Below are 20,095 nucleotides of genomic sequence, written 5' to 3' on the forward strand. Positions count from 1 at the left end.
CTGTGTAATTGAACTTTATCTGCTTAAGGGTCACTAATGCAACATTATATCGTGTTGTTAGGTAGGATAATTAATTTTCATGGCTTATAATATTAGATCTATACTCGGCAACGCTGAGTAAAATCATGACTAACTATAAACTTTCACTATTGCAGTGACACACCATGTTTAACAGGGGCGACTATTGCTTATTTTTCGTTATTTGACTGCTGAGGTTTTAAAATCGCAGGTCGCCGTATTTTTAACTTTGATGACCATTTTTTTGTCGCAAAAGTTAGTTAGTATTTTAGGCGATGCCTCTGAGGGTAGTATTCCTGCTAAATTAGTGCTATCGATGATCGCACTTAAATTGCCGCAGTTAGCCTCGTTAATTTTACCGTTGAGTATATTTTTAGGCATAATTTTGGCCTACAGCCGTATCTACGCCGATAGCGAAATGACAGTACTTAAAGCCTGTGGTGTAAGTGAATGGTATGTGGTTAGAGTGACGCTTATATCAAGTGTGGGGTTGGCTATTTTAGCCGCCGCGCTCACCATGCATGTTGCCCCTTGGGCAAGCGAGCAAGAGTATCAATTAAAAGAGCAAGCTAAAGCCGATGCGGGATTATCTGCATTAAGGGCAGGTCGCTTTCAGCAAACCGGTAACGAAAAAGCCGTGGTGTTTATTCATAACATTGAAAACGGTGGAAAAGAGCTTAATAAAGTATTTGTAGCACAACTCCCCGATAGCGAAAAAGACAACCTTGCACGCCTAGTTTATGCAGAGCAAGGTGTTGTAATTGAAGCGCAAAATGGCGAACAACAACTCGTTCTTAGCGACGGCAAACGCTATGAAACTGATGGCTTAACGCCGGCGCTCAATTTAACCGAGTTTGACGGTTATAGTGTACAAATACGTGAGCAAGAAATAGAGCACCAACGCCGTAAGTTAGAAGCAATTCCTACTAATCAATTGTTGGCACTTAACACTCCAGAGGCAACCGCGCAGTGGCAATGGCGTATTGCTATACCGCTTTCTATTCCACTGCTGACACTATTAGCAGTACCGTTAAGTGTGGTTAATCCACGCCAAGGTAAATTTGCTAAGTTAGTGCCGGCAATTAGTTTGTACTTAGGTTATTTTATTTTACTTAACGCTGCTAAATTTGCTGTTGAAGATGGCAAAATACCTCCCTCTATTGGCCTTTGGTGGATTCACTTAAGTGCCTTATTTATTGGCGGACTATTAATAATTAAAGGGCGACCACTTGGCGCTTGGCTTAAAGCGGTAATTACTAAGCGGGAGTTGGGCGCATGATGAAAACCCTTGATTGGTATTTAGGTCGCAGCATTTTACAAACCACCGGCTTTGCATTATTGGTACTGGTAGGCATTAGCACCTTAATTAAATTTATCGACCAGTTAAAGTCAGTTGGCCGTGGTAGTTACGATTTAATGACCGCGATGCTCTACACGCTTTACACAATACCGGGCGATTTAGTGGTGTTTTTTCCGATGGCCGCGCTCATTGGTGGCTTAACTGGGTTAGGAGCGCTTGCCTCAAACAGCGAGCTGGTGGTAATGCACGCTGCAGGTATGTCGCGCTTACAAATTATAAGCTCGGTAATGAAAACCGCCGTATTTATGGCGCTATGTATGATGGCATTAGGCGAGTGGGGAGTACCCGAGGCGCAATTACAAGCTAAAGAAATGCGTAACCAGGCAATTCATGGTGGCGATGTTTTTAATGCGCAAAAAGGCGTATGGGCAAAAGACGGCAATAACTTTATAAATATAGAAGATGTAGATCAAAATGGTAAATTAAATGGTGTACATATGTACCACTTTGATCAGTCGCTATCGCTTACACAAATAACGAAGGCAAAAGATGCGCTAAGTCGCGAAAACGGCTGGTTACTGCGCGGCGTCAATAAAGTAAAAATAAGTGATGAGCTTATTACTACAGAGCAAGTGCCTGAGGAGTTTTACCCATCACAACTTACTGCTGAAAAGCTGGGTGTGGTGTCGGTTAAACCTGAGTCGCTATCGTTTACTGGGTTATGGTCTTACTTAGACTATTTAGAGCAAAACGATCAAGATACCAGCACCTATGAACTCGCGCTTTGGCGCAAACTTATGCAGCCAATATCTATAGCCGTAATGTTGCTAGTTGCACTGTCGTTTATATTTGGCCCGTTGCGTACCGTCACTATGGGTGCACGTATTATAATGGGCGTAGTTACGGGTATAGTGTTTCATCTAACCAACGAAATATTTGGTCCTGTGGTTATGGTGTATCAAATACCTGCGTTTATTGGCGCTGTAGTGCCTAGTATTATATTCACCGGCTTTGCTGCTTACTTAATGAATAAACGCGCATAAAACTAGTTATAAAAAGGTAGTTACAAAAATACCTTGAAACAAAAAAGCGTGGCTACTTTATAAAAGTGCCACGCTTTTTTGTGCTTATAAATTACAGTGTATTACTTTTAATTAATCAAGCTCACGGTAAATACGCTTGTTTTCTTCTTTGGTGAGTGTAATAACTTCGGTTTTAGAAAGATAATCTTGCAAAGCTTTTTTATTTTTAAAATCAACCAATACCACTAAATTACCTAAACCAAGTAATGCACTAACGCTGCGAACTATTGCTTGCGGCCAGCTAATAAGTTGCCCATCTAGAGTTTGTACTTTTAAGCGCCATGCGCGCATGCCAATGGTTTGCCCGCTTTTAGTCCAAAAATAAGCAAAAAAGAATACGTTTACTCCAACAAACAACGCACTTCTAATACCAGAGAGTAACGTAGAGTCTTGTATTAAAGCAGCAGGATCGTCAGTTTTAACTATCATATCTAAAGACGTTAGTAGCTGAATGACTGCAAAGTAGAGTATGGCAGTAAGCATAGATAAAGAAATTACGACCAAGGCATCATAAATTAACGACGCCAAACGACGCCAAAAGCCAGCTCGTGGAAATTCATTCAACATAAATATACTCTCACTATTAATATGCGCGCTAGTTTAGCAAATAGGCTGGTAAATACTACCTCTTCAGTAAGGCATTAAAGTGCTGCACAGAGTTAAATGTTAATGGTTGCTTAATTGTTAAGCGGTTGATTGTACTTATGTCATAAAACGCTTGCCGCTACCTTTATTGATTGTATAATGCTTAGCATAGAGACGAAGGCAGTTTTATAAACCTAAGCTCTAAAGTGGTTTTTCTTTATCTTCTGGTATTTAGAAGGTTAAAGAAAAATTATGCCAGCGTGATGAAATTGGTATACATGGGGGATTCAAAATCCCCTGCCGAAAGGCGTGCCGGTTCGAGTCCGGCCGCTGGTACCACTTTTTATAGCCCCGATCAAATTGGTCGGGGTTTTTTTATGCCTAAAATTTGAGTTGACGGACTCGAGCGGCACGCGAGCAGCACGCGGGAGTACCGCTGTTATAAGTTAAAGTCCGGCCGCAGATGCCACTTTTTATAGCCCCTGTTAGATTTAGCAGGGGTTTTTTATGTCTACAGAAAATAATAAAGGCAAGCAGCACAGAAGTTGTCTTGTAATGACTACTTTATTTAAAGCATGATTACTCTAATAATCTGATGTGATCAGTATTTTACTTAATACCGCTTTATTTGGGCCGTTTATTAAATCGGCCAAGGTGTACTGATCTAAGCAATTAAAAAAGCTTTCTATTGCGTGTGAAAGTACTTTTTTGAGTTGGCATGCTGGTGTAATAATACAAAAGTTATTTTCACCAAAGCACTCTACTAATGCAGACTTCCCCTCAAAAGATCTAACTAATTGGCCTATGTTTATTTGTTCTGCAGCGTGATTTAGTTTGATCCCACCATTTTTTCCTCGGGTACTATTTATATAGCCTTGTGCACTTAATTGTTGCACCACCTTCATTAAGTGGTTTTTAGATACGCCATAGCATTCAGCTATCTCTTTTATTGTTTTAATTTCGTTAGTATTTTTATTTATAGCGAGGTAAATAAGTACGCGTAATGAGTAGTCGGTAAAACGAGAAATATTCATCTGTTGGCCTTTTGCTAATAAATTAAATTATATATTTAATTTATTAGCTCTACAGTACTTTTTTATTAATTACAGGCTGGTTATTAATTAACGTTACTTTTATTGATCTAAACATGCATTTTGTTTGCATGTTTAGGTGTATGTTAACTATGAGCCAATAATAACTGGTAATAATGCTAATTTTAGTCGTGGTTTGGTTACTTACGAAATAAAAAAGCAATTTTGTAAAAATAAACATTTATTTCAACATAATAAAGTACCTATGGAGAGTAGCGATATGCGTAATCGTCAGGGGGATAGCAATGAGAGAATATAAAAGGTTATGGTGGGCCCTTTTAGGGGTCGTCGCAGTCACCTTTTCATTATTAGGTTACTACGGCACAGAAATTTACCGTGAAGCACCGCCAATACCAGCCGCGTTTGTATCAGAAAGTGGCAAAGTGTTAACCACAGAAGAGCAAATACTTGACGGGCAAACTGCGTGGCAATCTGTTGGTGGCATGCAATTAGGTTCGGTTTGGGGGCATGGAGCTTATCAAGCGCCAGATTGGACAGCTGACTGGTTGCATCGCGAGTTAGTGAGTTGGTTAAATTTAGCTGCAGAAGATCAATTTGGCACAGCATACGATGAACTCAATGAGCAGCAACAGCATATGCTGCGCTATGATCTTAAAAAAGATTATAGAACAAATACTTATAATACAAAAACCAACACTGTGAGCTTGTCGTCGCGACGTATGCAGGCAATAGCGCAAACCAGTGATTATTATAATGCGTTGTTTGGTGGTGCAGCTGAGCTGCAGCAAACCCGTGCTAACTATGCAATGAAAGAAGTTACTTTGCCCAGTGCTGAGCGCAGGGCACGTTTAAACGAGTTCTTCTTTTGGACGGCTTGGGCGGCATCTACTGAGCGTTTAGATGGGAATGCAACCTATACCAATAACTGGCCGCATGAGCCGTTAATTGATAATAAACCCACTACCGAAAACATAGTATGGTCGCTGGTCAGTATTGTGTTACTGGTTGCAGGAATTGGAGCATTAGTGTGGGCGTGGGCATTTTTACGCAGGCAGGATGACGAAGAGCCAATCGTGCCAAAAACAGATCCTATTTTATCTTTTAACTTAACGCCTTCGCAAAAATCTTTAGGTAAATACTTATTTTTAATTGTAGCTTTGTTTACCTTTCAAATATTTGTAGGGGCATTTACCGCTCATTATACCGTTGAAGGGCAGGGCTTTTATGGCGTGCAAACCTCTGAATGGTTCCCCTATAGTTTAGTGCGAACTTGGCATATTCAGTCGGCGTTATTTTGGATTGCAACAGGCTTTTTAGCGGCTGGTTTATTTTTAGCCCCAATTATTAATGGTGGCGAAGATCCTAAGTTTCAAAAGCTGGGTGTTGATGTATTGTTTTGGGCGTTAGTATTGGTAGTAGTTGGCTCGTTTATTGGTCAGTACTTAGCAATTGCGCAAATAATGCCGCCAGAACTAAACTTTTGGTTAGGCCATCAGGGCTATGAATACATTGATTTAGGACGACTATGGCAAATTGGTAAATTTGTTGGAATATTGCTGTGGTTAGTATTAATGATGCGTTGTATTACACCCACTTTAAATAAAGAGGGTGATAAAAACTTACTGGTTTTATTTATGCTGTCGGTAATTGCGATTGGCTTATTTTATGGTGCGGGTTTTTTCTACGGCGAGCGTACGCATATTTCAGTAATGGAATATTGGCGCTGGTGGATTGTGCATTTATGGGTAGAAGGTTTCTTTGAAGTATTTGCCACAACAGCACTGGCCTTTATATTTTTTAATATGGGTTTAGTGTCTAAACGTATGGCTACAGTGGCTTCGTTAGCGTCGGCTTCGTTGTTTATGTTAGGCGGTGTTCCGGGGACTTTCCATCACTTGTACTTTTCGGGTACAACTACACCCGTTATGGCTGTAGGTGCAACTTTTAGTGCGCTTGAAGTAGTACCACTTATAGTGCTTGGTCATGAAGCATGGGAGCATTATAAATTAAAAACGCGTGCGCCTTGGATGGAAAATGTTAAATGGCCAATAATGTATTTTGTAGCCGTTGCATTTTGGAATATGTTAGGTGCAGGTGTGCTGGGCTTTATGATCAACCCACCAATTGCTTTGTATTACATTCAAGGACTTAATACCACAGCAACACATGCTCATGCAGCTTTGTTTGGCGTTTATGGCTTTTTAGCGCTGGGCTTTACACTACTCATATTAAGATACATTCGCCCGCATTTAAAATTTGATGAAGGCTTAATGAAAACCTCTTTTTGGTGGATGAATATAGGGCTAGCGTTAATGCTATTCACTAGTTTATTACCGGTTGGTATTATTCAATTTGTTGCCAGCGCATCAGAGGGGCTTTGGTATGCACGTAGCGAAGCATTAATGCAAAGCGATACTTTGGTAACGCTACGCTGGGTGCGCACCATTGGTGATGTAGTATTTATGGTGGGCGCATTAGCGGTTACTTGGCAAGTTGTTAAAGGTGTATTTAGCTCGCCAGAAAAAGCAGTTAAAACGCCCTAGTTATATTGTAAATATATAAAATAAAGTTAAACAAAAATGACGCTAAACAGCGTCATTTTTTATTGGTGTTTTTACTCTAGTGAGTTTTAGTTACTATGTAGTTTATTAAATGTTTTGCATAATAACTCAAAATAGCTGGGTAATTATTTGTATTGCTCAGTACATTGCGCATTATCTACTTACTCACGTCAAAATTTTCTATAACAGCACTGCACAGTGTTGCTAAAGGCAGATAATAAAAAGGAACACAGATGAAACGCTCATTAATCTCATTAGCTATTGGCTTAGCAAGCCTAGGGGCATTTAATGCCAGTGCCAATATTAATATCGATAAACAGATAAATCAGGTTGAAGATAAGGTGATTGAATGGCGTCGCGATTTTCATCAGCACCCTGAGTTAAGTAACCGCGAAACACGCACCGCTGCGATTGTAGCACGCCATTTAAAAGCCTTAGGGATGCAGGTTGAAACTGACATTGCTTACACAGGTGTAGTGGGGGTTTTAAAAGGCGGTAAGCCGGGGCCAACAGTAATGCTGCGTGCCGATATGGATGCACTGCCAGTAACCGAAAAAGCCGATGTGCCTTTTAAATCACTGGTAACTACCAAGTATAATGGGGTTGATGTTGGGGTTATGCATGCCTGTGGGCACGACACGCATGTGGCTATGCTAATGGGTGCAGCTGAAGTATTAGCCGCTGTAAAAAATGAATTACACGGCGATATTATGTTTGTGTTTCAGCCAGCAGAAGAAGGCGCGCCACAAGGCGAAGAGGGCGGAGCTGAGTTAATGTTAAAAGAGGGGATATTTAAAAAGTATCAACCCGATGTGGCGTTTGGCATTCATGTTATGGCGGGATTAAACAGCGGCCAAATTGGTTATCGTAGTGGCCCAATTATGGCCAGTGCCGATCGCTTCGAAATAACGGTAAAAGGTAAGCAAACACATGGTTCATCGCCTTGGGGTGGGGTCGATCCTATTTCAGTTGCTGCACAAATTGTCTCAGGGGTTAATCATATTGTTAGTCGTCAAATAGATATAACTAAAGAGCCTGCCATTATCTCGTTTGGTAAAATAGCCGGCGGCGTACGTAACAATATTATTCCCGATAGTGTAGAAATGGTAGGCACTATTCGTAATTTTGATATGGATAACCGCCAACAAATTTTTGAAAAATTAACCACTACAGCTACGCATATTGCTAAAGCGTCGGGAGCCGAAGCACAGGTAAATATTTTTAAAGGTTACCCAGTAACGGTGAATAACCCAGAGCTTACCGCGCAAATGTTGCCAACACTTAAAAATATAGTAGGTAAAGATAACCTGTTTGATGTGCCAAAAGTAACCGGCGCAGAAGACTTTGCTTTTTATGCGCAGCAAGTACCGGGTTTATTTTTGTTTTTAGGCGGCACGCCAACAGGGCAAGATGTAAAAACAGCACCAACCAACCATTCGCCGTATTTTTATGTTGACGAGTCAACGCTTAAAGTGGGCACTAAAGCAATGAGCCAGCTGGCGATTGACTATTTAGCTGCACAGCAAAAAAACTAACATAAACTTAGCTCACGCTAGGATTAAATAAATTACGGGCGCTAATAGAAGAGGCGCCCGTGTTGTTTTTGCAGTAATTAGCGTGTAAAAGCATTAGCAACTAGTATCAAAGAGCATAAGAAAGTACTCTCAAAGGTGTTTTTTTTACCAGTTCGGGTATTATCCGCCCCAACATAATTGATCGGTTGTAATTTATGACTCATTTAAGTGCAAAAGAAAATATTCAAGCCATTGTTAAAGCTATTAAGGCTGAAGAGGCGAAGCTACGCGCTAAGCATCCATTATTAACGCATCAAAATACCTTGGGATTGGTTATTTTACTGTTATCTCTTGGGGCATTAGTTGGAGTTGGCTTTTTATATTATTTAGCCATTATTCCTGCGTGGTTATGTATTATTTTAGCTGCTATGGCTGCATCTATTTCGCATGAGTTAGAGCATGATTTAATTCATAAACAGTATTTTAGTAATCAGCCATTTATGCATAATTTTATGATGCTAACCGTGTGGTTAATGCGCCCTAATACTATCAGCCCTTGGTATCGTCGTAAGTTACATTTACACCATCATAAAACTTCAGGCACACAACAAGACCTAGAAGAGCGCTTAGTGGGTAACGGTATTAAAAATCCTTTGTTACGCGCGTTGGTTATTGTGGATGGCTTATTAGGCTTATTAATTAACGCCAAACGTTTTTCTAAAGAAATTAAAGGCTTTCACTTTTTTAAGATATTTAATGCCGGTTTTCCTATTACCACCGCTTACTTTATTGTTTTATACAGCGTAATTATATTTCATGGCGTTAATTTATTTACTGGGCTTGCACAAAGCTCGCCGGCTTGGTTATTAAGCACTATGTCGCTATTTGAGTTTTTAATGGTGGTGTTAATTGTGCCTAATATTGTGCGCTCGAGCTCGCTAAATTTTGTTACCTCGTGCATGCATTACTATGGCGGTGTAACCAATATGCTGGAGCAAACCCATGTGTTAACCAGTCGGGTATTTATGCCGTTTCACTTGTTTTGTTTTAACTTTGGTAAAACCCATAGTATTCATCACTTTGTGCCAAATCAGCCATTTTATTTACGCCAAATGCTAAGTAAAAAAGTGCTAAATGTAATGCGCGAACATGGCGTGCGTTTTAATGATTTTGCCAGTATTAAACAGGCAAATTTTTATAATGCTAACGCCAATTAAACTTTTAATTTAACTAAAACACCGTGGCAGTAATGATTGCAAAACCCACTGAAAATGAGCTAATTGCGCAATGTGTTGAAGCAATCAATTCAACTGGTTTTGCACAAAAAATAGTTAATTACATTGCTCATTTAGTGCAATTTGACTGCGCGGTGATTTTAGGCTGTAGAGCCCATAAACACCCCATTTATTTATACGACTCGATAGATACTCGACGCGAGTTATTGTTTCAGCGCTATTTAACCAATTCGTTTATTAACGATCCCTTTTATATTGAACTGTCAAAAAGTGGCCATGAAGGTGTGTATCGGTTAGTCGATATCAGTGCAAATAAAGATTTAGCAGCTTATACCCAATACCAGCAACAGTTTTATAACGAAACCGGTTGGGTAGATGAACTAAGTATAAGTGTGCGCACAGATGAGAGCCGCTGGATTGTTATTTATTTAGGCTTTTTAGAAAGCAAACAGCGCTTTAGCGCCGCACAAAAAAGCACCTTAATAGCTCATTTTAGCCTTATAAAAGCATTATGCCGCCAACATTGGGGCAATAACTTATTATTGCTTGGGCCTTTAACTACCACAGCTACAGGGCAATTAATTGAGCGTGGCTTAGCTACCTTTGCCAACGAGCAACTTACCACCCGCGAGCGACAAATAGCTATGCTATTAGTGCAAGGCTGCGACTCTAACGATATTGCTAAGCAATTAAATATCACCTTAGGTACAGTTAAAAACCACCGTAAACGTATTTACGCACAATTAAAAGTGTCTTCGTTGAGTGAGTTTTTTCAGCTGTTTTTAAACCACTTAATCACTAGCGAGTAAGATTAGTTAGCATAAATATTTGCCTTGCCTTAATACTACTTTCGCACCGTTAAACAGCGCTTCTACTTAAATTGATTAATATAAAGTACTTTCTATCCCTTTAGGGATATATGGTTGTGTAGCAGCTTTAATTAGTATTTTTACCCTAACTAATTAACACATGTGTGTGGGATAAATACAATGACAACACAATTACTGGAAGATATTACACATCGCGGCCTGGTTTCTCAGGTTAGTGATTTAGCGCAGCTTGAGCAGTTATTAGCAACCTCGCAAGTTGTGTATTGTGGTTTTGATCCTACCGCGGGCAGTTTACATATTGGCCACTTAGTACCTTTGCTAATGTTAAAGCGTTTTAGTGATGCCGGCCATAAAGCGGTGGCATTAATTGGTGGCGCAACCGGGTTAATTGGCGATCCAAGCTTTAAAGCCACCGAGCGCAGCTTAAACAGTAAAGAAACCGTACAAGGTTGGGTAGCAGATTTAAGCTCACAAGTAGAGAGCGTAATGAACCCGCATTTAAGCGAGCCAATTCAATTAAAAAATAATGCCGACTGGTTTAGCTGTATTGAAGTGTTGGATTTTTTTCGCGATGTAGGTAAGCACTTTTCAATTAATAATATGATCAACCGCGAGTCGGTAAAGCAACGTTTGCAACGCCCTGATCAAGGTTTATCGTTTACTGAATTTAGTTACACTTTATTGCAGTCGTACGACTTTGCTAAATTAAATAGCGAACTGGGTTGTAGTGTGCAAATTGGCGGCAACGATCAGTGGGGGAATATAGTAAGTGGGATTGATTTAACCCGCCGCTTAAATAAGCAAACTGTGTATGGATTAACTTTGCCACTTATTACTAAATCAGACGGTACTAAGTTTGGTAAAACGGAAGGCGGCGCAATTTGGCTTGATCCGAAAAAAACCTCACCGTATCGCTTTTACCAATTTTGGTTAAATTGTGACGATGCCGATGTATACAACTTTTTGCGTTTTTACACCTTTTTATCGGTAAAAGAAATTAAAGCCATTGAAGCGAATGACATTACCAGCCAACAAAAGCCTCAAGCGCAAGGTATTTTAGCCGAGCAATTAACCCGCTTTGTACATGGCGAACAAGGCTTAGCAAGCGCGCAGCGCATTACGCAATTATTGTTTAACGGCCAAGTACAAACACTCACCTTGGCAGAGCTTGAGCAATTAGAGCAAGATGGGCTCGCCGTACACGCTATTAGCGACGCGAAAATTAATATTGCTGAGTTACTGGTTAAAAGTGAACTGGCCAGCTCAAAGCGTACTGCACGTGAGTTAATAAACGCGAATGCGATTAAAATTAATGGCGAGGCCATTACAGATGAGCACGCACAGTTAGATTTTCCGCTGTTTGATCGTTTTTGGGTAATGCAGCGTGGTAAAAAGCAATTTAGGCTTATTAAGTTAGCTTAAAGTGTTACAGGCGTGTTGAATTGAACATCCTATGAAATAAAAAACGCACATAGCCTGTCTACTAATTAGGTTAATAGCCTTTTTGAGGTAGTACTATGTGTAGTTCAATGAAACGTAGCCGTGAGGTAAAAAAGTTACAGCTTAACTTTGAAGACGATCTTAGTAATGAGCAACGCTTGCGCTTTGCTGCTAAAGCAAATATAGCGCAAGCGCGCCGTGATGCGCTTAATAAAAACAGTGCTGATAAGCATATTGCTAAATCACGCTTTTTTAATTTATTTCGTTGGTTTAAACAGTATTTATCATAAATTTAGAGGCACTAAATAGTTGCTTTAGGCTGTGGTTTTTTATTGCTATGCAGGTACACTTTTAATATAAAACTCGTGTAATACCGAAGCACCCTTAAGGGTGGAGCTCGTTAAAAATAATGGATATATAAAATGAACATAACTGGAAGCTGTTACTGCGGCGACATAAAATACCAAGCGAAAACACAAAGTAACACGCTATTAGTGTGCCACTGTAGTGATTGCCAACGCATGTCGAGTGGGCCATTTAGAGCGGTAATAATGAGTGAGCCTAACGGCGTTACTTTTACGCAAGGTAAGCCTAAAGAATATATAAAAACGGCACAAAGTGGTAATAAACGTGCGCAAGGGTTTTGTGGTAATTGTGGCACCTCACTTTATGCTACCAACGAAGCGACAGAAAACCGTGTATATGGCCTTAGAATAGGGGCGGTTGATCAACGCGATGAGTTTACGCCAGTAGCGCAAATTTGGTGTCAGTCTAGCGTTAGTTGGTTGAACGATTTAGTGCAAGTGCCTGCATTTGCCACCACCCCAAAAAATTAGGTTTATAATGAAAAAAATAACATTAATTACCTTATTCACCAGTGTATTGAGCAGTGGTTTTGCTAATGCAAAAAACAGTGATATTGAGCACTTAAATGCGGCCTCAGCAAGTTTACCTTTTTCGCAAATTGTAAGGGTCGATAATACCTTGTATATGTCGGGTCAAATTGGGCTTACAAGCAGTGGTAAACTAGCACAAGGTGGTTTTGCAGCAGAGACTAAGCAAACGCTCGAAAATATAAAAAGCACCCTAGAGCAGCATAATTACAGTATGAAAAACATAGTAAAGTGTACGGTTATGCTAACCGACATAAATGACTTTAAAATGTTTAATAAAATATATGCTGAATACTTTACCCCGCCATATCCTGCGCGCAGTGCGTTTGCAGTAAAAGCGTTAGCACTAAATTCAGTTGTAGAGGTTGAATGTATTGGCGCTGTTTAAGCTAAATATATAAAAAGTACTAAACTATAATTAGTTATAAAAGTGGGCAAATGATTACACCGCCCACTTTTAATTAACGCTTACGCTTTGTTGCGCATAGTAATATTACGCCCGCCTAAATAACCAAACACCGCACATAGCGCGCTCGCACCTGCGCAAAACCATAAAGTAGATGCCCAGTTACCAAAATAACTATGCAGCGCACCTGCAATAATAGGCCCAGTAGCGGCAAGTAAATAACCAATACACTGCGCCATACCAGAAAGTGCCGCAGCTTGATGTGAGTCGTGAGTACGTAAACTAATAAACGACAAGCCCAATATAAAGCATGCACCCGAGCAAAACCCCATAGTGATTGACCACACAGACGCATAGTCTGGCATATACAACAGTCCAATCGACGACAGGCTTGCCAACACTCCTAAAACAAAGGTGAGTACGCGCTGATCTTTTAGTTTTGCTAATAAGGGAATTAAGATAATACCGGGTAAAGCCGAAGCTACCTGAAATGAGCCTTGCAGCGCACCCGCTTGTTGTGCGCTGTGGCCACTGTCTATTAAAATGCTTGGTAACCAGCCAATAATTATATAAGTAAATAACGAGTTACAGCCAAGTAGCAAAGTAATTTGCCACGCAAGGGCTTGGCGCCACACTTTAACGTCACCGGTGTTTTCAACCAGATCTTTAGTCGGTTTGGTGCGTAGCTTTAATTGCGGTAACCAAATAAATAAACTTATTAAAGTAATTAACGCGTAACTGGCTAAAGCAATTTGCCAGCCCATTTGTTTATATTCGGCAAGGGGAATAATTAACGCTGAGTAACTACCGCCAAAAATACCCATAGCAAGCACATACGCCGAGGTCATTACAGCCACTTTGTGTGCAAAGTCGCGCTTAATTAAACTCGGTAACAGCACATTACCTATCGCAATGCCGACCCCAATGACGGCGGTGCCTAAATAAAGTACCGGCACAGAATCTATCATGCGCGATGCTAAGCCTAAGCCAATTAAAATAAGGGCAATAAAAAGCGACACTTCTAAGCCTTGCCTTTTAGCTAAACTAGTGGCTAATGGGCTTGCTAAAGCAAATGCAATTAACGGTAAGGTGGTAAGCATACCGGCTTGTGATGCGCTTAAATTAAAACTAAGAATTATTTGGTCCAGCACGGGGGCTAAACCAGTCACTGGCGCACGTAAGTTACTGGCAATAAGTAAAATTCCCAGTACTAATAATGCGTAAGATAAGCGAGATTGAGATTGTTGAGTTAACAAGGTAAACGTCCTAGCAGGTTGGTTATTTAGCAAGAAGCAATAGAGACTAGTATAAAGGCTAAGTCATCACTATAATTTAGTAAAAGAGACATTAAATAACTAAAAACAGACAAAATGCAGCTTCCCCAAGATTGGAATGAAATAAAAAACTTTGAAATCATGCCGCAGCCGGTTATTGCTAAAATAGAATATGCCCAGCTTAGCCGTGAAATTCCGCTGCATACTCATCCAAAAGGGCAGTTAATTTTAGCCCTGCACGGTTATGTTACCTGTGAAGTGGCAACAAAAATGTGGATGGTGCCTACTCATAGCGCCATTTGGATCCCGGCAAATGTAGAGCACAGTAATAGAGCATCTGATAATGCGCATTTATGCCACTTATTTATTGATGCAAACTTACAAGGTATGCCAAGTACAGCCTGTACATTAACCATTAGCCCATTAATAAAAGAGTTAATGCTTAGTTTGGCAAGTAATCAGCAAAACTATAGCTTAACGGGTAAAACCGCACGGCTTGCACAGGTATTATTTGATCAGCTGGTGGATATGCCAATTCAACCTTTAGACTTTGTACTATCAAAAAACAGTGTTATTAAAAACATGAGCAATCAACTTATTAGCCAGCCTTATAGCCGTAAAACATTGCCACAATGGGCACAGCAATTTGCTTTAACTGAACGTACTTTAGCGCGGTTAATAAAAAAAGAAACCGGTATGACCTTTGGTAAATGGCGCACTCAATTGCATATTATAATTGCACTGCAGGCGTTATCTAATCAGCAAAGTGTGCAGCAGGTATCGGAGCTATTAGGTTATGAGTCGGTGAGTGCGTTTATTACTATGTTTAAAAAAGTAATGAAAAAATCGCCCATGCGTTACATGAGCGATCTGGATGTTTACCAGCTATAAGTTGCTGAGATCATGGCGTTACGTGGCCGCCCTGGAAAGTAGCGGTCGCCGGTAAAGCTAGTGTAATCGGCGCGCTCGGCATAAGCGGTATCGGTTAAGTTAATAATACGCGCTGCAAGCGCTAAGTTATTTGTTATTTGCCACTGTGCTCGTAAACTTAAAATGTCATGCCCGTCATAACTGTGTAAGTTTTCAGGATCGGTATAGTAACGACCAACATGATGCCATTGCAGTGCCACATTGGCGTTATTAAACGCCTGCCAGGTTAAATCTAAATTGGCAATTTTACGCGGGGCGGTATCAACATCATTATCTTTAATATTGATATTATTGAGTATTTGCTCATTAGTATAACTATGCTTGGCATAACTGGCGGCAAAGTTAACTGACCAAGTTGAGGTGAGAGCATGCTCAAGTTCAAGCTCAATCCCGCGGTGGCGCGAGCTGCCATTATTCACGGTGAAAAAGTCGCTGTCGCGGTAAATAGTATGGTGCTTACTCATAGCATAAACCGATAAATTATAACGACTATTTTGATAAACGCCTTTTAAGCCAAACTCAGCATTATTAGCTATTTCGGCACTTAAATTAGTGGTGTTTTGCTGGCGTTGTAACTGATATAACTCGGCGGCTTGTGGCGCTCGGTAGCCACGCGAAAAGTTAGCATAAAGCAGGTTATTAACAGTGTACTGATAGCTAACCCCAAGTTTTGGCGATAAGTTACTAAAATTATTTTTTGTACTTGCAGGGCGGCTATATCGGCAACCACCAAATCCGCACTCTGTACCGTCTTCTTTCGTGCGCCCCGCTAACATGTTGTTAGTGTAGTCGTATTGCATGTGCTCATAACGAGCGCCAAGAGTCACTAACCAATCGTTTAGTTGCAGATCAACACTGGCAAAAGGTGCATATAAAGTGGCATTTACGTCGTAATCGTAATGCTTACCTTGGGGTACTGTAGCAACTAAAAATGCCGAGCCTTGAGTTGACTTGTTTTGACTTTGTAAAAAGTCGGCGCGGGTGTATTCGCCATCTAGGCCAAAGTTAAGCTTAATATTATCCTCTAGCTGATGTTGATAAAGCGACTGCAGCCCCACACCGGTTTGACTGTTGTACTCTAGTGGCGTACCAGGTAAAAAATGCTTAAAAAAGTCCATACTTTGGTTACGAAAATACACCGTTGTTGAGAGTGTATCGTCATTTATTTGCCAAGTGGCGTTACTCCATACTCGTAACGAACGTGCTTTTCTAAACGCATCCGGATCAAAGTTTTGTTGTGCTATGCTCTCGTCTTTATAGCTTTTAAGGCCAGTAATAAAGCCTGCGGTTTGTTGATCTAAATGGGTATAAGTAAGCCCAGAAGTAAGCGCTAAATCGCTATTATTATACCGGTGACGTAAGTTTACCTTTTGTTGTTTTACGCTTTCATCATCGCGATAGCCGCTGTCGTCAGTAATGCTGGCGTTAATACCTAACCCACTGCTGCCCATATCGTGGCCAGCACGTAATTTATAGCGGTTATAGCCAAACGAGCCATAATCTAGTCCGATTAAGCCGCCATCTTGCGTTGTATCTGGGGTGATCACGTTAATAACCCCATGCACCGCATTTGAGCCATACAGGGCAGAACCAGGGCCTTTAAGTACCTCTATACGCTGCGCCATTTCGCTATGTGCTTCAAACAACTCGTTTATATTACAAAACCCAGCTGCTCTTAGTGCAATACCATCCTCAAGTGTGAGTAAACCACCACAGGCACCTGCGCCGGATAAAACAGGTGAGCGCAGCGCGGGTAAATATTCTTGGCCATTACCACGTTGTATATTTGCGCCAGCGACTCTTTGCATGGCTTCTTCAATATGCGTAGGAGCAATGGCATTTAATTGTGCTTCATTGAGCACGCTAATAATTACGGGTAACTGTGTACTAAGCGCCTCAACACGCGACGCAGTGGTTGTTATGCGCTCAATTGGCTGAGCATCATTTTGCTTGGCAATGGCTATAAGTGGTAGCTGAGAGAGTAACAGCAAAGGGGGTAAGTAATGGCGTTTCATATATTCCTACACATTGATTATATGGCAATAGTGCTATGGTAAGCGTTAGGCAAACGTATTGAAATAACTTGCGTTAAACGGTATTGCGTAAACGATAAAGCCGATAAGTAATTGATAAAATAAAGCACATAACAGCCGGTACTACTAAAGTTGCTACAGAAAACAATTCAAATAGCATAAACCCAATTACACCACCGCATAAAAAACCTAGGGTGATCAGTAAAAACACCATGAATTTTCGGCCATCTACAGCATCGCCTTTTAATGCGCGGCCCATCATTAAACCAAGGTCGGTAAAAATACCGGTTAAATGTGTAGTACGTACTACTGCGCCACTGTAATTGGTTGCCAGCGCATTTTGTAAACCACAAGCGGCAGATGCCAGCACTATGCCATAAACAAAGGAGCTATAAAGTAAGTAGGCACTGGCTAGTAGTAATAACCCTTCAATAAACAATAAAGTATCGTAATGTCGGCCTAACTTTAACGAACCACCGTTGAGTAAAAACCCCGACAACGCAGAGCCAAGCATAAAGCTAATTATGATACTAAACAGTAATAATGCCGCACTGCCATCACTCATTAATTTAATGCCAAATAAAGTAACAGAGCCCGACAAATGAGAAATAGCCTGATGTTCAAATCCTAATAAACCCACGGCGTTCACAATGCCGGCAATAAATGCCAGTGTAAATGCGCCATATTCAACCCAGCGTGGCAGCTTTGTAAACATAGTTAACTTCTCTATACTTGGTTATAGATATATTTAATATCATACACTTAAACTTTCTTCTTCTAAAATAATGATAAAAAATAACCGTAATTAAATATATCTCTATTTTATATGGCTTAAGTTAAATTGATCGTGCAATTTTAGTGCTTCGTATTAGTTATTTTTTAAAGAGAAAATAACTATGTTTAACGCCCAGCAGCAATCGCGCATTATAGAAATGGCATGGGAGGATAGAACCCCGTTTGAAGCAATAGAGCAACTTTATGGCTTAAACTATTCGCAGTTGGTGGTTTTTATGCGCCAAAATATTGCCAGCGGTAGCTTTAAAGTATGGCGAAAACGCCACGCTGGGCGCAAAACCAAACATTTAAAGCTGCGTGATCCCGCCATTATGCGCAGCCATTGTAAAACGCAATATAAGCAGCGTTAAGATTAATTTATACAGAGTTTCATATAATGTTCAGGCTAACTTGTTAATCTTGCGTTATTAACTAAAGCAGAGATTAACTATGTATAAAACCATTTATAGCGCATTAATTATTTTAATATTGAGCTCATTTAACGCACAAGCAAAGCACGACAAAGATGATTATTATGATAAGCACCATAATAAACATAGTAAATACGAGCATGGCTCAAACAAGCACTACAATAAAAAACACCATAATAAAAAACACTATTCAAATAAGCATGAGTGGAAAAAACACCATAAAAAATATGATCGCCACGATAACCACTTATCTAAAAAAGAAGCTAAAAAACTTATTCGTCAAGGGTGGACACCACCGGGTTGGCATAAAAGTTACCACAGAGGTGATATTTTAGAGCGTGATATTTATAAGCGTGCCAAAGTAATAGACAGATACCGAGATAAAGGTACTGTACGCATAGAGGTAGATCGTACTATTATTCATATGGTACACGACACACGCGAAATACTGTCTATTTTGAGTCGATAAGCAACCAACAGGAATTTAAATGTTTATTACGCTGGCAATAATAACAAGTTTTTTATTATTTATAACGCTATTACCTATGGCGTATAGCCAGCATTACCTGGTGCGTGGTTGCGACTTTATTCGCTTACAAGTGTTTTATATTGCAAGCTTTATAGCATGTGTTGCTGGGTACTTTGCATTTAATAACGCCACAGACTTTTTGTATATAGTTGCAGGCGCTGTATTAATTCTGTTTTTACAGGGAAAGTGGATATACCCATATACTTGGTTGGCAAAAAAAGAAGTGCAAAGCGCCTCAAAACACATTGCGCACAGTGTAAGAATTATGTCGGCAAATGTACTTATGTCGAACCATAACAGTGAGCAATTAATTAGCTTGGTTGATCAGCATCAACCCGACCTGCTTATTACCCTTGAAAGTGACAGCTGGTGGCAAAATAAGTTATCAGTACTTAAAAAAGACTATCCATATTACATAGAGTGCCCTAAAGACAACCGTTACGGCATGCACCTATACAGTAAATTTAAAATATTTGACGCACAAATATGCCAGCTAATAGAAGACGACATACCGTCAATTCATATTTTATTTGCAAGTGCACAAGGGGTTAAAATGCAAGCGCACTTTATTCACCCAGCGCCACCAAGCCCCACCGAAGAAGACTCATCGCGGCCGCGCGACTCAGAGCTAATTATGGTAGCAAAAGCACTTAAAAACCCAACACGGCCAACCATAGTTGCAGGCGACTTAAACGACGTAGCTTGGTCGCGCAGCACTCGTTTGTTTATGCAAATTAGTGGCTTATTAGACCCCCGTAAAGGCCGTGGCTTTTACAACACGTTTCATGCTAGTTACTTTTTTATGCGCTGGCCGCTGGATCATTTATTTCACAGCGAAGGGTTTAAAGTAAAGCGTATTAAACGATTAGCTAAATATGGTTCAGATCACTTCGCGCTATTAACCGAGCTAACCTTTGAAAATGCCGACCAACAATCGCTAGAAACTAAATCGGCGCAGCACAAGCAAGAAGAGATTCAACAACTCGCTATGAGCAAAGCAGATAAACGCAAAGTGCCAGTGTTTGAAAAGAGTTAAGCTTTCAGTAATTAATTTATAAAGAGCTAAGGCGCTGCGTTTTAGCACGTGATAAAAAAGATGAGTAAAAGTGCGATATAAAATCGTAATAACAAAAAGTTGATGTTAGATCAATTGAATACAAAAACACCGCGCTGCATTAGCGCGGTGTTTTATTTTACTTTCTAGTAAC

19 protein-coding genes and 1 tRNA gene are annotated in these 20,095 nt (G+C 40.3%); 15 read left to right on the forward strand and 5 right to left on the reverse strand.

The features are described from left to right. Positions 1 to 184 precede the first annotated feature (184 nt). Together lptF and lptG are read left to right on the forward strand one after the other, a co-directional pair. A complete protein-coding gene (gene lptF, locus J5X91_RS06280; protein WP_011329072.1) occupies positions 185 to 1,297 on the forward strand; it encodes an LPS export ABC transporter permease LptF in 1,113 nt (370 codons plus the stop codon). Continuing rightward, positions 1,294 to 2,361 (forward strand): LPS export ABC transporter permease LptG, encoded by a 1,068-nt coding sequence (gene lptG, locus J5X91_RS06285; protein ID WP_089368699.1) that lies wholly within the window; start codon positions 1,294 to 1,296, stop codon positions 2,359 to 2,361. The genes lptF and lptG overlap by 4 nt, the downstream gene beginning before the upstream one ends. Positions 2,362 to 2,472: 111 nt before the next feature. On the opposite strand, the gene J5X91_RS06290 is transcribed toward lptG, so the two are convergent. Then, positions 2,473 to 2,967, reverse strand: coding sequence for an RDD family protein (locus J5X91_RS06290; RefSeq protein ID WP_208834262.1), 495 nt, complete (start codon positions 2,965 to 2,967; stop codon positions 2,473 to 2,475). Positions 2,968 to 3,239: 272 nt separating this feature from the next. On the opposite strand from J5X91_RS06290, the gene J5X91_RS06295 reads away from it, so the two are divergent. Then, positions 3,240 to 3,324 (forward strand) — tRNA-Leu (locus J5X91_RS06295). Positions 3,325 to 3,569: 245 nt separating this feature from the next. Here J5X91_RS06295 and J5X91_RS06300 read toward each other — a convergent pair. Next, entirely contained in the window at positions 3,570 to 4,019 is a 450-nt protein-coding gene (locus J5X91_RS06300; protein WP_011329069.1) for an Rrf2 family transcriptional regulator, read from the reverse strand. A gap of 302 nt (positions 4,020 to 4,321) precedes the next feature. Between J5X91_RS06300 and J5X91_RS06305 the strand changes: the two genes are divergently transcribed. From J5X91_RS06305 to J5X91_RS06340, 8 genes are all read left to right on the forward strand, one after another. Further along, positions 4,322 to 6,580, forward strand: coding sequence for a nitric-oxide reductase large subunit (locus tag J5X91_RS06305; RefSeq protein WP_086993231.1), 2,259 nt, complete (start codon positions 4,322 to 4,324; stop codon positions 6,578 to 6,580). Between the two features lie 251 nt (positions 6,581 to 6,831). After that, the gene (locus J5X91_RS06310) at positions 6,832 to 8,133 is read left to right on the forward strand and encodes a M20 family metallopeptidase (protein WP_208834263.1); all 1,302 of its coding nucleotides are present in this window, start codon (positions 6,832 to 6,834) and stop codon (positions 8,131 to 8,133) included. Positions 8,134 to 8,327: 194 nt separating this feature from the next. Further along, a complete protein-coding gene (locus J5X91_RS06315; protein WP_011329065.1) occupies positions 8,328 to 9,329 on the forward strand; it encodes a fatty acid desaturase in 1,002 nt (333 codons plus the stop codon). Positions 9,330 to 9,361: 32 nt separating this feature from the next. After that, the gene (locus J5X91_RS06320) at positions 9,362 to 10,156 is read left to right on the forward strand and encodes a LuxR C-terminal-related transcriptional regulator (RefSeq protein WP_011329064.1); all 795 of its coding nucleotides are present in this window, start codon (positions 9,362 to 9,364) and stop codon (positions 10,154 to 10,156) included. Positions 10,157 to 10,336: 180 nt separating this feature from the next. Further along, on the forward strand, positions 10,337 to 11,599 hold the full coding sequence (gene tyrS, locus J5X91_RS06325) for a tyrosine--tRNA ligase (RefSeq protein ID WP_208834264.1): 1,263 nt from the start codon (positions 10,337 to 10,339) through the stop codon (positions 11,597 to 11,599). A 107-nt stretch (positions 11,600 to 11,706) separates the two neighbouring features. Then, on the forward strand, positions 11,707 to 11,907 hold the full coding sequence (locus J5X91_RS06330; protein ID WP_226898010.1) for a hypothetical protein: 201 nt from the start codon (positions 11,707 to 11,709) through the stop codon (positions 11,905 to 11,907). Positions 11,908 to 12,039: 132 nt separating this feature from the next. After that, complete coding sequence (locus J5X91_RS06335; RefSeq protein WP_011329061.1) at positions 12,040 to 12,453, forward strand: GFA family protein; 414 nt, start codon at positions 12,040 to 12,042, stop codon at positions 12,451 to 12,453. 7 nt (positions 12,454 to 12,460) lie between these two features. Then, the gene (locus J5X91_RS06340) at positions 12,461 to 12,898 is read left to right on the forward strand and encodes a Rid family detoxifying hydrolase (protein ID WP_086993227.1); all 438 of its coding nucleotides are present in this window, start codon (positions 12,461 to 12,463) and stop codon (positions 12,896 to 12,898) included. 80 nt (positions 12,899 to 12,978) lie between these two features. On the opposite strand, the gene J5X91_RS06345 is transcribed toward J5X91_RS06340, so the two are convergent. Next, entirely contained in the window at positions 12,979 to 14,172 is a 1,194-nt protein-coding gene (locus J5X91_RS06345) for an MFS transporter (RefSeq protein ID WP_011329059.1), read from the reverse strand. Positions 14,173 to 14,286: 114 nt separating this feature from the next. Here J5X91_RS06345 and J5X91_RS06350 point away from each other — a divergent pair, with 114 nt between their 5' ends. Continuing rightward, positions 14,287 to 15,081, forward strand: coding sequence for a helix-turn-helix transcriptional regulator (locus J5X91_RS06350; RefSeq protein WP_011329058.1), 795 nt, complete (start codon positions 14,287 to 14,289; stop codon positions 15,079 to 15,081). Here the strand turns inward: J5X91_RS06350 and J5X91_RS06355 are convergent. Together J5X91_RS06355 and J5X91_RS06360 are read right to left on the reverse strand one after the other, a co-directional pair. Beyond that, the gene (locus J5X91_RS06355; protein ID WP_208834265.1) at positions 15,069 to 17,135 is read right to left on the reverse strand and encodes a TonB-dependent receptor; all 2,067 of its coding nucleotides are present in this window, start codon (positions 17,133 to 17,135) and stop codon (positions 15,069 to 15,071) included. The genes J5X91_RS06350 and J5X91_RS06355 overlap by 13 nt on opposite strands. Positions 17,136 to 17,208: 73 nt before the next feature. Beyond that, complete coding sequence (locus tag J5X91_RS06360; RefSeq protein WP_011329056.1) at positions 17,209 to 17,868, reverse strand: YoaK family protein; 660 nt, start codon at positions 17,866 to 17,868, stop codon at positions 17,209 to 17,211. A 181-nt stretch (positions 17,869 to 18,049) separates the two neighbouring features. Between J5X91_RS06360 and J5X91_RS06365 the strand changes: the two genes are divergently transcribed. The 3 genes from J5X91_RS06365 (at position 18,050) to J5X91_RS06375 (ending at position 19,923) form a co-directional block, all read left to right on the forward strand. Continuing rightward, positions 18,050 to 18,298, forward strand: a complete 249-nt coding sequence (locus tag J5X91_RS06365; protein ID WP_011329055.1) for a TIGR03643 family protein — start codon at positions 18,050 to 18,052, stop codon at positions 18,296 to 18,298. A 79-nt stretch (positions 18,299 to 18,377) separates the two neighbouring features. Further along, on the forward strand, positions 18,378 to 18,827 hold the full coding sequence (locus J5X91_RS06370; RefSeq protein WP_011329054.1) for a hypothetical protein: 450 nt from the start codon (positions 18,378 to 18,380) through the stop codon (positions 18,825 to 18,827). Positions 18,828 to 18,846: 19 nt separating this feature from the next. Beyond that, a complete protein-coding gene (locus J5X91_RS06375) occupies positions 18,847 to 19,923 on the forward strand; it encodes an endonuclease/exonuclease/phosphatase family protein (RefSeq protein WP_011329053.1) in 1,077 nt (358 codons plus the stop codon). Positions 19,924 to 20,095: the final 172 nt, after the last annotated feature.

Source organism: Pseudoalteromonas sp. K222D, from assembly GCF_017653575.1.
GTDB classification, from domain to species: Bacteria; Pseudomonadota; Gammaproteobacteria; order Enterobacterales; family Alteromonadaceae; genus Pseudoalteromonas; species Pseudoalteromonas nigrifaciens.

Excerpts from the sequence above, each read along its gene's own strand:
- lptG (WP_089368699.1), top strand. The coding sequence starts at position 1,294 with ATGATGAAAACCCTTGATTGGTATTTAGGTCGCAGCATTTTACAAACC.
- J5X91_RS06290 (WP_208834262.1), bottom strand. The coding sequence starts at position 2,967 with ATGTTGAATGAATTTCCACGAGCTGGCTTTTGGCGTCGTTTGGCGTCG.
- J5X91_RS06300 (WP_011329069.1), bottom strand. The coding sequence starts at position 4,019 with ATGAATATTTCTCGTTTTACCGACTACTCATTACGCGTACTTATTTAC.
- J5X91_RS06305 (WP_086993231.1), top strand. The coding sequence starts at position 4,322 with ATGAGAGAATATAAAAGGTTATGGTGGGCCCTTTTAGGGGTCGTCGCA.
- J5X91_RS06310 (WP_208834263.1), top strand. The coding sequence starts at position 6,832 with ATGAAACGCTCATTAATCTCATTAGCTATTGGCTTAGCAAGCCTAGGG.
- J5X91_RS06315 (WP_011329065.1), top strand. The coding sequence starts at position 8,328 with ATGACTCATTTAAGTGCAAAAGAAAATATTCAAGCCATTGTTAAAGCT.
- J5X91_RS06320 (WP_011329064.1), top strand. The coding sequence starts at position 9,362 with ATGATTGCAAAACCCACTGAAAATGAGCTAATTGCGCAATGTGTTGAA.
- tyrS (WP_208834264.1), top strand. The coding sequence starts at position 10,337 with ATGACAACACAATTACTGGAAGATATTACACATCGCGGCCTGGTTTCT.
- J5X91_RS06330 (WP_226898010.1), top strand. The coding sequence starts at position 11,707 with ATGAAACGTAGCCGTGAGGTAAAAAAGTTACAGCTTAACTTTGAAGAC.
- J5X91_RS06335 (WP_011329061.1), top strand. The coding sequence starts at position 12,040 with ATGAACATAACTGGAAGCTGTTACTGCGGCGACATAAAATACCAAGCG.
- J5X91_RS06340 (WP_086993227.1), top strand. The coding sequence starts at position 12,461 with ATGAAAAAAATAACATTAATTACCTTATTCACCAGTGTATTGAGCAGT.
- J5X91_RS06350 (WP_011329058.1), top strand. The coding sequence starts at position 14,287 with ATGCAGCTTCCCCAAGATTGGAATGAAATAAAAAACTTTGAAATCATG.
- J5X91_RS06355 (WP_208834265.1), bottom strand. The coding sequence starts at position 17,135 with ATGAAACGCCATTACTTACCCCCTTTGCTGTTACTCTCTCAGCTACCA.
- J5X91_RS06360 (WP_011329056.1), bottom strand. The coding sequence starts at position 17,868 with ATGTTTACAAAGCTGCCACGCTGGGTTGAATATGGCGCATTTACACTG.
- J5X91_RS06365 (WP_011329055.1), top strand. The coding sequence starts at position 18,050 with ATGTTTAACGCCCAGCAGCAATCGCGCATTATAGAAATGGCATGGGAG.
- J5X91_RS06370 (WP_011329054.1), top strand. The coding sequence starts at position 18,378 with ATGTATAAAACCATTTATAGCGCATTAATTATTTTAATATTGAGCTCA.
- J5X91_RS06375 (WP_011329053.1), top strand. The coding sequence starts at position 18,847 with ATGTTTATTACGCTGGCAATAATAACAAGTTTTTTATTATTTATAACG.